The sequence below is a fragment of the Nocardioides sp. URHA0032 genome, from assembly GCF_000620645.1.
Taxonomy (GTDB): Bacteria; Actinomycetota; Actinomycetes; order Propionibacteriales; family Nocardioidaceae; genus Nocardioides.
The window spans coordinates 17,199-30,501 of sequence record NZ_JIAV01000002.1; the positions used below are offsets into that span (position 1 = coordinate 17,199).

Genomic DNA, 13,303 nt, shown 5'->3' on the forward strand with positions numbered 1-13,303 from the left:
TACCGGTTGGTTCGGATAGGGTCCCGGGCATGCCGTGGACCGCCGACCTCCAGCGGTCGGTGCGGCTGTTCCGGGACTTCAGGGTCGAGCAGAGCGACCCGCGACGCTTCTACTCCGCGCTCGCCGAGGACTCGGTCGGCCAGCTCTCGACCTACCACGACCTGGCGGGCGCGACGCTCCTCGACGTGGGCGGCGGACCGGGCTACTTCCGGGACGCGTTCCGGGCCGCGGGCGCGACGTACTGGGCCCTGGACGCCGACGTCGGCGAGCTGTCCGGGCTCGGTGGGATCGCCCACGGCACGGTCGTCGGCGACGGCATGAACCTGCCGTTCCGCGACGGCGCCGTCGACGTCTGCTACTCCTCGAACGTGCTCGAGCACGTCCCGCGGCCGTGGGACATGGCCGACGAGATGCTCCGCGTCACCCGCCCCGGCGGCATCGTCTTCCTCTCCTACACGCTGTGGTGGGGACCGTGGGGCGGCCACGAGACGTCGCCCTGGCACTACCTCGGCGGTCGTCTCGCGCGCCGGCGCTACCGGCGCAAGCACGGGCACGAGCCCAAGAACAGGTACGGCGAGTCGCTGTTCGCGGTGACGGTCCGCGACGGTGTCGCGTGGGCGCGGCGGCAGCAGGCCGGGGTGGTGCTGGACGTGGTCCCGCGCTACAACCCGCGGTGGAGCCGCTGGCTCACCCGGGTGCCCGTCGTCCGCGAGCTCGCGACGTGGAACCTCGTGATCGTGGTGCGCAAGGCATGACCGAGGAGCAGCAGCCCGCGCGGGCGGGCGTGGCGACGTCGCGTCTGCGCATGTGGGGGTACGCCGCGATCCTGACGGCGCTGGCGTTCTCCCAGTCGGCCGGGAAGATGGTGGCCGACACGAAGTTCGACCTCCTGACCGGGCCGTTCCGGTTCCTCGCCAACGGCCTCCGGCTCTGGGACCCGGCCGCGGCATTCGGCCAGATCCAGAACCAGGCCTACGGCTACGCCTGGCCGATGGGCCCGTTCTTCCTGGTCGGGCACTGGCTCGAGCTGCCGCCGTGGGTGATCCAGCGGGTGTGGTGGAGCCTGCTGCTCTGCCTGGCGTTCTTCGGCGTGGTCCGGCTCGCGCAGCGGCTGAGCCTGGGGTCGCCGTTCACCCAGGTGCTGGCCGGCTTCGCGTTCGTGCTGACGCCGCGGATCACCACGCTGCTCGGGGGCGCCTCGGTCGAGATCTGGCCGATGGCGCTCGCCCCGTGGGTGCTGCTCCCGTTGATCCGCGGCGCCGAGCGAGGGTCCGTACGCCGCGCGGCGGCGTGGTCGGCGCTCGCGGTCGCGTGCTGCGGCGGGGTGAACGCGATCGCGGTGGCGGCCGTCCTGCCGCTCGGGGTGATCTGGATCCTGACCCGGGCGCGCGGCGGCCGGAAGTGGCCACTGCTGGGCTGGTGGACGCTCTTCACGATGATGGCGACGCTCTGGTGGAGCGCGCCGCTGCTGTTCCTCGGCCGGTACAGCGTGCCGTTCCTCGACTACATCGAGAACGCCACCATCACCACGGTCCCCACCGACCTGGCCCGCACCGTGCTCGGCCAGTCCGACTGGGTCGCCTACTTCGCCGGCATCGACTTCCCGGCCGGCCAGCAGCTGGTGACCACGCCGTTCCTCATGCTCGACGCGGCCGTCGTCGCGGGCTTCGGCCTGGTCGGGGTCGCGATGCGCTCCAACCCGCACCAGCGGTTCCTCACCTGGGGGCTGCTGACCGGCCTGGTGCTGGTCGGCTTCGGGTACGCCGACGAGCTGGCCGGCTTCCTCGCCGGCGACCGGGTCGCGTGGCTGGACGGGCCGCTGGCCGCGCTGCGGAACCTGCACAAGTTCGACGTTGTGCTCCGGATCCCGCTGGTGCTCGGGCTCGCGCACGCCCTGGCGGTGGTCGCGGCGTACGCCCGGGACCAGGCCTCCACGTGGGCCGCGCGCTTCCTCCAGGCCGCCGCGGTGCTCGCGGTGGTGGCGCTCGCGCTGCCGTGGGCGCAGGACCGGCTGGCGCCGCGCGAGGGCGTCGCGGCCGTGCCGGACTACTGGCACCAGGTCGCGGACTACCTGCACGACACCGACGACGGCACCGTCGCGCTCGAGATCCCGGCCACGACGTTCGGCGTCTACGACTGGGGCAACGTCCACGACGACATCCTCCAGGGGCTCGCGGACAGCCCGTGGGCCGTGCGCAACGTGATCCCGCTCGCGCAGCCCGGCAACGTCGCGTTCCTCGACGCGGTCAGCAGGGCGATCGAGTCCGGTCACCCGAGCAGCACGCTCGCGCCGTTCCTCGCGGAGAACGGCGTCGGCAGGCTGGTCGTGCGCAACGACCTCGACCGGTTCCAGACCGGCGCCCCCGACCCGGCGTACGTGCGCAGCGTGCTGATCCACTCGCCGGGCGTCACGCTGGCGAAGTCGTTCGGCCCGACCGTCGGCTCCCGGGCGTGGAGCTACGCGCCCGGCGGCAACGTGCGCGTGGTGGAGGGCTCGGGGATCTCGGCGGAGACCGGGTCTGTCGACGTCTACGACGTCGACCGAGCGGCCGCGGGCACCGTCACGCCGTCGCCCCAGGTGCTGGTCGGCGACCCCGGCTCCGGTCTCGACGCGGGGACGGCCGGGCTCGGCCCGGGTCCGCGGGTGCTCGCCGAGGACGCCACCGACGAGCAGGGACAGGTGCTCACCGACGGCACCAAGCGGCGCGAGGTGAACTTCGCCGCGGTCCGCTTCAACCAGTCCGCGACGATGCCGGCCAACGAGCCGTACCGGCTGCGCGGGCCGGAGAAGGCGCACCGCTTCCTCCAGCACCCCGAGCGCTGGCAGACCACCGAGAGCTGGGCCCGCAACGTCGTCCAGGTCACCGCGAGCACGTCCCAGGCGTACGCCGACGCGCAGCCGCCGCTCGAGATCGGCGCCCACCCCGGCGCGGCCCTCGACCTCGACCCCGCCACGCAGTGGAAGTCGGCGCGGCACCTGGATCCGACCGGCCAGTGGTGGCAGGAGACCTTCTCCGGGCCCACGTTCCTCGACCGCGTCAAGGTCACGCTCGGTCGAGACTCCGCGCCGGTCCAGCAGCTCCAGGTCCAGACCGACGACGGCTCGCGGGTGGTGACCGCCCCGAAGCCGGGGCAGTCACGCACCTACTCCCTGGACTACTCCGCCGCGAACTTCCTGCGGATCACCGCGGCCGGCCGCGACCTGACGCTGCCCGGCTCGTTCGCGCTCGCCGAGGTCGCCGTACCGGGCGTGGCCGCGCAGCGGTACCTGAACCTCCCGGTGCCGGACGACCGGTTCGCGCTGGATGCCGTCTCGGTGACCCGGGACCCCGACCGGGCGCCGTGCGTGATGGTCGGCGCGACCTACGCGTGCGACGAGTCGCTGATCTCCCCGGGTGAGGACGGGGACACGCTCGCGCGGCGGTTCATCCCGCCGTACCAGTCGACCTACCAGCTGTCCGCGACCGGCTCCCTGCGGCGGACCGTGGACGCCAGCCTGCTGCTGTCCTCCGGCGTCTCGATCACCAGCGACGCGCCGGTGCGCGACGTCGCCACCAGCCCGGTCGCGCTCGGGGACGGCGACCTGGCGACCACCTGGATCGCCGACGACCCCGACGAGGTGCTGCACCTGGACCTCCCGGCGCCGCGGACCCTCGGGACGCTCCGGCTCCAGGTGAACGCCGGCGCGGCCGCCGCCCAGCCCACCCGGCTGCTGCTGCGGGCCGGCGAGCGCCGGGCCTTCGTCCAGGTCGACGGGCACGGCCGGGCCGTGCTGCCGCACTGGCGCACCGACGAGCTGGACATCGAGGTCCGGCAGACGAAGGCCGCGGTGTCGACGTACGGCCGCCAGTTCGTGCGGCTGCCCGCCGGAATCTCCGAGCTGGAGCTCGACGGCGTGCCGTTCACCACCGACCCGCTCGACGAGCGCCGGTTCCCCTGCGGCACCGGTCCGCAGATCACGGTCGCCGGGCAGCTCCGCGACACCGCATTGCGGGCGAGCACCCGCGACCTGGTCCGCGGGGCGTCCGTGCCGCTGCGGATCTGCGGGACGTCGGACATCCTGCTGACCCAGCAGGCCACGTCCCTGCTCGCGCTGCCGAACCCGTTGTTCCGCTTCGACTCCGCGACGCTAGCGCACCAGGGCCTGCCCGGCCCGTCATCGGCTGCGGTCGACGTCGACCGCACCGCGAACGGCACGCCGAAGGGCGTCGACCTGCCTGCCCGCGCGCACGACTCGGTCCTCACGCTGCCGCAGAACGTGAACGCCGGGTGGCAGGCGACCCTGGGTGGGAGCCAGCTCACCGCGGTGCGGATGGACGGCTGGAAGCAGGGCTGGCGGGTGCCGGTCGGCGAGGCCGGCGCCGTGCGGCTGACCTACCGCCCCGCACTGCCGTTCACGATCCTCTTCGTCGCCGGGCTGGCGCTGGCTCTCGTCGTGCTCGCGTTCGCTGTCTGGCCGCGACGTCGGAGGCCGGCCGGCGTGGAGCCGGCCGGGCTGGCGGCCGGGCTGGCGGCCGGCCGTCCGGGAGTGCCCGACCTCGTCGTGGTCCTCGGGGCGGGTGCCCTCCTCGCCGGGTGGTGGGGTCTGGCCGGCACGGCCGCGGCGGTGGTCGCGGGCCTGGTGCTGCGCCGGTTCGGGGGCTGGCCGTGGCTCGCGGGCCTGTCGCTCGTGACGGGTGCGCTCGCGCTGAGCGCGGACCGGATCACCCGCCAGTCGTGGGCGGTCACCTGGAGCCAGGCCTGGCTGCTCGCGGCGGTCTGCCTGACGGTCGCCGCGCTCGCGACTCAGGTCACCGAGGCCCGGTCCGTCACCCCGGACTCGCGGTCGAGCCGGGCGACGAACCGGACGTTCTTGAAGCGCATGATGCGGCGCTCGAAGGAGTAGTAGGAGATCGTCGCGAGCGCGACCGTGATGGTGAGGGTCAGGCCGGCGACGGCGACGAACCGGCCGGTGAAGTACTCGATGTCGAGCCAGCGGAAGACACCGTTGAGCACCAGCATGTGGATCGCGAAGATGCCGTAGGAGATCTCACCGAGCCAGAAGAGCACGGGACCGCTGAGCTGGGTGCGCACCCAGCCGCGGCGCTCCGGTCCGAAGACCAGCGGCAGGAGGTAGAGCCCGCCGGCGACGGCGTACAGGGCGACCTTGGGCCCGGCCTCCCAGCCGCCGGGGGTCAGCAGCGTGCGCGGGCCGGCGAGCGGCGACGCGGCGATCGCGAACACCGCGGTCGCGAGGATCCAGCAGCCCACCAGGTCGTGGCCGAGGCGCTCCAGCGGGTGGTCGCGAGGATCGACGGCCAGGCTGGCCGAGACGGCGGCGAAGCCGACGCCGACGAGGAACCACGGCAGGTAGCCGGGCAGCCACTGGGCGTAGTGGCCCTCGTTGCCCGGGATCTGGGCGACGGCGGCCTGCCAGGCGACGCCGAGGGCGAAGAGGACGGCCGAGCGGCCGAGCACCGTCGGCAGGTGCAGCTCGTGCTCGCCACGGCGCGGCCGCCAGGTGAGGAACCAGCACAGCAGGGGGAGCGCCAGGTAGAACGCGACCTCGGTGCAGAGGCTCCACATCTGGGTGAGCGAGCTCGGCAGCAGGTCGGGCCGGTACAGCTGGGTGAACGTGAGGTTGGCGAGCCAGTCCTGCCAGCCCATGTCCTCGTTCGCGGGGTCCAGGGTGAGCGCGAGGACCACCACGACCCAGTAGAGCGGCAGGATCCGCAGCGCGCGCTTCCAGAAGTAGTGCCGGGACGAGGGCGCGGGGCGTCCGAGTGCCGTGGTGAGGAACCACGGCCGGCTCAGCAGGAAGCCGGACAGCACGAAGAAGATGGTCACGCCGAAGTCGAGCCGGGCGAGCACGGCACCGACCCAGCCGTGGTTGATCTGGCCGGTGTTGAACGCCGAGTGGGTCAGCACGACCATGACCGCGCCGATGGCACGAGCGGCGTTCAGGGTGGGGAAGGTCCGGTCCCGGAAGTCAGGGGTGCTCATCGGTCCTGCTTCTCCTCGAGGGCGCTGGCGGGAGCCACGCGGCCCACCGTCACATCATCGGTGCACAGGGTCACCCCGTCGACCAGCCCCTCGATCGTGACCGACCTGAACTGCGGCCCGCCCTCGAAGTAGAGCGCGTGCACCCCCGCCCGGACGGTGGTGTCCCGGGACACGCTGCCCGCCGTCACCCGGACCGCGCTGTCACCGCTGCTCAGGTAGCCGATCCGGACCCACCATCCGCCGAACGCGACCGGTCCGTCGAGCGGGATCGTCACCGGGCTGTCCTGCACCTGCCAGCCGCACCGCCCGTGCGGCCCGTCCTTGCCGCTGCGCACCACCGGGATGACCGCGGGGCCGACGACGCCGTGGTCGTCGACGATGTCGAGCCGGTCCGTCGCGACCTCGGTGAACGCCAGCGCGTGCTCGCCGGCGAGCACCCGGCTCTGCAGGTTCTCCGGGTAGCGCACTCCGTTGGTCACGGCGTACGGCACCACGGTGTCGACCGTCGGGATCGGTGTCGTGGCGGCGCGCAGCTGCGGCACGAGGGTGGCGAACCACTTCCGCGAGCCGTCGTCGTCGTGCCAGTAGGTCATGTAGCCGTACGTCGACCACGCGGCGACCAGGACCATCGCGCCCGTCGCGAGCCCGACCCGGCGCGGATGGTCCAGGAACTCGCTCGTCGACCGCCGCTCCGACGACTCGGCGGCGCCGAGCACCGGCATCGTGAGGCAGGCCAGGGCGATCGCGGACGCTGCGGCGAGCTCGCCCTGGAACCGGTAGTCCAGGCCGACGAGGGGGCCGGAGACGCTGGCTCGGGTGACCAGCACCAGCGTGATGTCGATGCCGAGGAAGTACACCGGGATCCAGAGCGCCCGCAGCGCGTGGCGGCGGTGCTTGCGGATCTCCCAGAGCAGCACGCCGAGCAGCGCCAGGGCCAGCAGGGTGAGGCCGTCGCCGGGCAGCGAGAACGAGAACGGCTGGTCGGGCACCCGCCACCACCGCACCGGTCCGCCCACCAGGCCGGGCACGTAGGTGTCGAAGAACATCCGGTTCACGGTGTCGAGCACCGGGTAGCTGACCGGCTTCGAGGCGCGGAAGTCGCGACCGACGCTGAGGTAGAGCAGCACGTACGCCGCTCCGGTCAGGACGTAGAGCGCCAGGGCGGGCAGCCGGCCGCGGACCGCTGTCCGCACCCGCTCGACGGGGGACCGGCCGGTGGCGAAGTAGCAGAGCGTGACGATGCCGAGCACGCCGTACACGAGCGCGGTCTTCTCGTTGAACGCGATGCCGGCGACGGCCCAGGAGTTGGCGGCCACGGCGTGCCGCAGCCTCCCGGTGCGCAGGTAGCCGACGTGGGCGGCGAGCCCGAAGAACAGGGCGACCTGGAGCGGCAGCAGGTTGATCGCGGCCGCCCACCAGATCGAGCCCTCGAGAGAGATTACCGACGCGAGGAAGAGGGCGAGCGGCGGCAGGATGCCGGGCCGCAGCCCGAACATCGTGCGCAGGAGGTAGAGCAGGCCCAGGTCGCAGAGCACCTGGAGCGCCACCATCTCGGTGGCCGGCAGCCAGAAGTGCCAGGGCGCGACCGCCTGGTTCAGCCAGGACAGGTACATCGCCGCCGGCATCACGTGGCCGTAGTAGGACCGGGCCGCGACCGACGGGGAGAGCCCGTCGTGGAACATCCGCGAGATGAAGTTGAAGTCGTCGATGTGGAACCAGCCGCCGTAGGTGGCCCACGCGCGCAGGGCGACGTGCGCCGCGATCAGGGTGAGGGCGGCGACGAGGACCTGGCGCTCGCGCCTCACGACGACGTCTTGGCCGACGTACGCGTCGGCTCCGGCGAGCCCAGCACCAGGTCGGTGACGCACAGGCCGGTGTCCTCGGGGAAGGAGTTGACCATCACCTCGTCGAAGCTCCCTTCCGCCTGGAACCACGCGGTGTGCTCGCCGGCCGGCACGTCCACCTCGTGCGCCTCGTCGCCGGCCACCAGCCGGAAGTGGGTGTCCACCGGGCTGTCGTAGTCGAGCGCGATCCACCACCCGCCACCGATGACCGGGCCGTCGAGGGGGATCCGCACGACGCCGCCGCGCAGCGGGTACGCGCAGTCGCCCTCCGCGTCCTTCGGCCGCTTCATCTCGCGCGCCGGATCCAGCCGCACCTGGGCCAGGTCGCCGGAGTCGTCGAACACGAACAGGTCGTCGAGGCTGTTGCGGGGGAATGCCATGTGCGCGGCCCACGGCTGGAACAGGTGGCTGTAGGTGTTCTCCGGGTAGCGGAACGACCACAGCAGCGTCTGCGGCACGCCGGCGTCGACCAGCGGCACCGGTGCGTCGGCAGCCGTCAGGCTCGCCGCGACGTTGTCGAGATAGGCGTGCGTGGGGTTGTGGTCCTGCCAGAGGTCGACCCAGCGAACGCTGGAGACGACGCTCAGCGCCAGCACGACGACCGCGACCGCGCCGACCAGGCGACGGTCCTCGTAGCCGTCCGGTGCGTCCTCGCGCACGGCGTTCGGCTCCCGCGCGCCGCGCAGCGGCAGGAACGCCAGCCCGATCGCGATCACGATGATCGCGGCGGCCTCGGTCTGGTAGCGGTACTCGCGGGCGATGTCGGGCCCCACGATCCCGGCGCGGGCGGAGGCGAGCAGCGCGACGTTGCCCAGCGTGGTGAACACGACGAGCGACCACGCCCGCTTGCTGATCGTCCGGCTGCGCCAGGCGTAGAACACCAGAGCGCCGATCGCCGCCCAGGACACGATGAGCAGGATGTCGGAGGGGTCGGCGAACGCCCCGACGGTGACCGACTGCCAGTGGACCGGACCGCCGGTGACCGCGGGGAGCATGGCGATCGCGACGAGGTTCCACGCGATCGGGCCCCAGGGGACGTCGGCGGACTCGCCGGGGGAGAAGTTGAGGCCGTACGCGGCGTACACCGCGAGGTAGGCGCCGCCGCAGACGACCGCCGCGACGACCGCGAGCCGGTACTCGTCCCAGAGCCGCCGCAACCGCTCCGGGGTCTTGCCGGCGCTGAACCAGCACAGCGCGACCAGGCCGTAGACGCCGAGCACGAGCACGGTCTTCTCGTAGAAGAGCAGTCCGAGGCCGACCCAGACCAGCGACGCGACCAGGTGCCGGGCGCGGTGGGTCCGCAGGTACGCCAGGAAGGCCGTGAGGCCGAACGCGAGCGAGATCTGCAGCGGGATCTGGTTGATCCCCGCCGCCCACCAGACACCCGCGGAGAGCGTGAAGACCCAGGCCAGGTAGCAGGCCAGCAGGACGAGGACGAGCTTCCGGCGCCCGAACATCGACACCAGCAGCCGGAGCATGCCGACGCTGGCCACGAGCTGGAGCAGCAGGAGCGTGGCCGCCCAGGGTGCCCAGTCGTAGACCCACCACTTGGTCAGCACCCACGCGAGCGCGAAGCCTGCGGGCATCAGGTGGCCGCCGTACGACTCGGTCAGGTAGGCCCAGTCGAAGGGCTGGTTCATGGCCCGGGACATGAACGCCAGGTCGTCGAAGTAGAACCAGGATCCCCACAGCGCCCAGGCCCGGAAGCCGAGCTGGAGCAGGATCAGGAGGCCGCCGACGAGCACGAATCGGTCGGGTCGGCGAAGCACGCCGGGAGTGTGCCACACCGGTCGCGACAATTCGGGCCTTCACAATTTACGGGCGGGGTGTGACGGAAGTCGCATCCCTACCCGCCAGCACTGCTAACGTGCCGCCCATCACATCCTGGGAGGGGTCGCAGTGAAGCGTAAGTGGTTCGGTGTGGTGCTGCTCGGGCTCGGCGCGTTCCTGCTCGTCACCGGCATCCTCGCGGTCACCTGGGCACCCGGCATGGTGAAGAAGACCCCCCTGGACGTGAACCAGGTGACCCACCTGGACGGCACCGTCAACAAGCTCGACCCGGCGACCGGTGAGCTCGTGGAGAACCCGGTCAAGGTGGAGAGCATCAGCAAGGCCGACTCCAAGGCCTCCGACGACGACACCATCGTGTGGGTCCAGACGGCGTGCGTGGTCATCGACATCGACGACGCTCCGAACTGCGTCGACGGCGACGACCCGCGGCTGGTCCAGGCGACCACCGACGTCTTCGCCACCGACCGGGTCTCGGCCGAGGCGATCCCCGACTACCGGGGCCTGCCCGCGGACGCCGTTCCGCACGAGGGCCTGGTCAACAAGTGGCCGTTCGACTCGGAGAAGACGGACTACGAGTACTGGGACGGCTCCGTCGGCAGCGCGGTCCCGGCCGTGTACGACCGCACCGAGACGCTCCTCGGCATCGAGTGCTACGTCTACAAGATCAACGTCTCAGACGTGCCGATCGAGATCGCCGACGGCATCGATGGCACCTACGACAACGCGGTCGAGATCTACGTGGAGCCGAAGACCGGCGCCATCCAGCAGCAGACCGAGTCGATGCAGCAGTACCTCGACGACGGCACCCAGGTCGTCGACCTGAACATCCAGTTCACCGACGACCAGATGCAGCAGTTCGCCGACGACGCGGTCACGAACATGCGCCTGCTCGACGTCATCACGCTGTGGGTGCCGATCGTCGGCTTCGTGGGCGGCGCCCTGTGCGTCGTCGCCGGCGTGCTGCTGCTGGTCAGCGTGCGCCGCAGGAAGATCGACGACAGCTCCACCCCGGCCGAGCCGGCGACCGCCGGGGTCTAGCCGAGCCGGGCGCCGAAGATCGCGGTCCCGGGGGTGTACCGCCCGCGGGTCGCGGACCAGCCGCCCCACACCCGCTCGTGGTGCTCGGGCCACTCCGGCTCGAGCAGGTCGGTGATCACGAAACCGGCGCCGGCCAGCAGGGCGACCCAGTCGCCCAGCGTGCGGTGGTGCTCGACGTACGACACCTGCCCGGTGGCGTCGTCGACCTCGACGTACGGCGTGCGGTCCCAGTAGGACTGGCTGGCGACCAGCCCCTCCTCGGAGGGGTCGTCGGGGAACATCCACCGCGTCGGGTGCGTGATCGAGAAGGCGTACCGCCCGCCGGTCCGCAGCACCCGGGCCGTCTCCGCGACGGCGTCGCCGATGTCGCTCACGAACTGGAGCGCGCCGAACGAGGAGAAGACCACGTCGAAGCTGGCGTCCGCGAAGGGCAGGCGGGTCGCGGTGCCGAGCACGGACGGGACCGCGATGCCGCTCTCGAGGTCGATCCGGCGGGAGTGCTGGAGCTGGCGGAAGGACAGGTCGAGGCCGTAGGCGCGACCACCCCGGGAGCGGACCCAGCGCGAGCACTGGCCCGCACCCGACCCGACCTCGAGCACGTCTTTGCCGGCCACGTCCCCGAGCACGCCGGCCTCGGCCTCGGTGAAGCCCTCGGGTCCCCACACGAACCCGGCGTCGCCGAGGAACTCCCCGTGCGTGGCCTGGTACTCGTCGGCGTACCGGTCCCAGTCCGGGCCGTTCGCCCGGCGGGACTCCTCCTCGCCGACCGGCCGGCGCTCGACCCGCACCGGAGGATGGTTCTCCACAACTGGCGAGCGTAGATCAAGGCGCCGCCGCCGGGCACCGCGGGGGCTTGCCCGGTTGGACGGATCTCCCGCGCGCCGCGTACCCTTGAGGTTGCGCCGGAGGTCTGCCTGGGTCCCAGACGGAGTGGATTCTCGCTCGCTATCTCTCCACCACCCTGGAATCGGTAGTGAAAGCTGGCCTTCGACGTGCCCGCACGACTCCATCCATCCAAGGAAACTACCTCCCCTATGACGAGCACCATTTCCGTTCTTCCCGATTACGACGCGCCCCAGGTGGCCGTCAACGACATCGGTTCTGAAGAAGACTTCCTCGCCGCGATCGACGCGACCATCAAGTACTTCAACGATGGCGACATCGTCGAGGGCACCATCGTCAAGGTCGACCGCGACGAGGTTCTCCTCGACATCGGCTACAAGACCGAGGGCGTCATCCCCTCGCGCGAGCTGTCGATCAAGCACGACGTCGACCCCAACGAGGTCGTTTCCGTGGGCGACAAGGTCGAGGCCCTGGTCCTCCAGAAGGAGGACAAGGAAGGCCGCCTGATCCTGTCCAAGAAGCGCGCACAGTACGAGCGCGCCTGGGGCACGATCGAGCAGGTCAAGGAGGAGGACGGCGTCGTCGAGGGCACCGTCATCGAGGTCGTCAAGGGTGGTCTCATCCTCGACATCGGCCTGCGCGGCTTCCTGCCGGCGTCGCTGGTCGAGATGCGTCGCGTCCGCGACCTGCAGCCGTACGTCGGCCAGACGCTCGAGGCGAAGATCATCGAGCTCGACAAGAACCGCAACAACGTCGTCCTCTCGCGTCGTGCGTGGCTCGAGCAGACCCAGTCCGAGGTCCGCCACGGCTTCCTGACCCAGCTCCAGAAGGGCCAGATCCGCAAGGGCGTCGTGTCCTCGATCGTCAACTTCGGTGCGTTCGTGGACCTCGGCGGCGTCGACGGTCTGGTGCACGTCTCGGAGCTGTCCTGGAAGCACATCGACCACCCGTCCGAGGTCGTCGCCGTCGGCGACGAGGTCACCGTCGAGGTCCTTGACGTGGACATGGACCGCGAGCGTGTCTCCCTGTCGCTGAAGGCGACGCAGGAGGACCCGTGGCAGCACTTCGCCCGCACCCACCAGATCGGCCAGATCGTGCCGGGCAAGGTCACCAAGCTGGTGCCGTTCGGTTCGTTCGTCCGCGTCGAGGAGGGCATCGAGGGCCTGGTGCACATCTCCGAGCTCGCCGAGCGCCACGTCGAGATCCCCGAGCAGGTCGTCCAGGTCAGCGACGACGTCATGGTCAAGATCATCGACATCGACCTTGAGCGTCGCCGGATCTCGCTCTCCCTCAAGCAGGCCAACGAGACCGCGACCGCGTCGGAGGCCGAGGACTTCGACCCGACGCTGTACGGCATGACGGCCACCTACGACGAGCAGGGCAACTACGTCTACCCCGAGGGCTTCGACCCGGAGACCGGCGAGTGGCTCGAGGGCTTCGACGAGCAGCGCGCGGTCTGGGAGGACCAGTACGCCAAGGCGCACGCCCGCTGGGAGGCGCACGTCAAGCAGCAGGCCGAGGCCGCCAAGGCCGAGGTCGAGGCCGGCGAGGCCACGTCGTACTCCTCGGGCGGCGACGAGGCCGAGACCGCGGAGACCGGCGGCTCGCTGGCTTCCGACGAGGCGCTGCAGGCGCTTCGCGAGAAGCTGACCGGCGGTAACTGAGCGCCACCGAACCACCCGACGACCCGCCCGGAGCATCCGGGCGGGTCGTCGGCATTTCGGGTTCCGCGGACCGGGTCAGCAGAACGGGTCGGGCCGGCGCGGCGTGGAGAGCGAGTCGTGGCGGGCCCACACGGCCAGGCC

At 71.5% G+C, this 13,303-nt stretch carries 8 protein-coding genes; 4 read left to right on the forward strand and 4 right to left on the reverse strand.

Annotation, left to right across the window (positions count from 1 at the left end; genetic code table 11):
- Positions 1-29 precede the first annotated feature (29 nt).
- A complete protein-coding gene (locus tag N538_RS0101180; protein WP_028635772.1) occupies positions 30-755 on the forward strand; it encodes a class I SAM-dependent methyltransferase in 726 nt (241 codons plus the stop codon).
- On the forward strand, positions 752-4,885 hold the full coding sequence (locus N538_RS0101185; RefSeq protein ID WP_028635773.1) for an alpha-(1->3)-arabinofuranosyltransferase domain-containing protein: 4,134 nt from the start codon (positions 752-754) through the stop codon (positions 4,883-4,885). The genes N538_RS0101180 and N538_RS0101185 overlap by 4 nt, the downstream gene beginning before the upstream one ends.
- Here N538_RS0101185 and N538_RS23270 read toward each other — a convergent pair.
- From N538_RS23270 to N538_RS0101200, 3 genes are read right to left on the reverse strand one after another with little or no spacing between them, the layout of a single operon-like run.
- Entirely contained in the window at positions 4,786-5,982 is a 1,197-nt protein-coding gene (locus N538_RS23270) for an acyltransferase family protein (RefSeq protein ID WP_051548565.1), read from the reverse strand. The genes N538_RS0101185 and N538_RS23270 overlap by 100 nt on opposite strands.
- The gene (locus tag N538_RS0101195; protein ID WP_155991908.1) at positions 5,979-7,787 is read right to left on the reverse strand and encodes a hypothetical protein; all 1,809 of its coding nucleotides are present in this window, start codon (positions 7,785-7,787) and stop codon (positions 5,979-5,981) included. The genes N538_RS23270 and N538_RS0101195 overlap by 4 nt, the downstream gene beginning before the upstream one ends.
- Entirely contained in the window at positions 7,784-9,595 is a 1,812-nt protein-coding gene (locus N538_RS0101200; protein WP_155991909.1) for a hypothetical protein, read from the reverse strand. The genes N538_RS0101195 and N538_RS0101200 overlap by 4 nt, the downstream gene beginning before the upstream one ends.
- Before the next feature lie 130 nt (positions 9,596-9,725).
- Between N538_RS0101200 and N538_RS0101205 the strand changes: the two genes are divergently transcribed.
- Positions 9,726-10,655: a DUF3068 domain-containing protein gene (locus N538_RS0101205; protein ID WP_197025202.1), complete on the forward strand. Its 930-nt coding sequence runs from the start codon at positions 9,726-9,728 to the stop codon at positions 10,653-10,655.
- Here the strand turns inward: N538_RS0101205 and N538_RS0101210 are convergent.
- Positions 10,652-11,443: a class I SAM-dependent methyltransferase gene (locus tag N538_RS0101210; protein WP_028635777.1), complete on the reverse strand. Its 792-nt coding sequence runs from the start codon at positions 11,441-11,443 to the stop codon at positions 10,652-10,654. The two genes, N538_RS0101205 and N538_RS0101210, sit on opposite strands and share 4 nt — an antisense overlap.
- A gap of 246 nt (positions 11,444-11,689) precedes the next feature.
- On the opposite strand from N538_RS0101210, the gene rpsA reads away from it, so the two are divergent.
- Positions 11,690-13,162, forward strand: coding sequence for a 30S ribosomal protein S1 (rpsA, locus tag N538_RS0101215; protein WP_028635778.1), 1,473 nt, complete (start codon positions 11,690-11,692; stop codon positions 13,160-13,162).
- Positions 13,163-13,303: the final 141 nt, after the last annotated feature.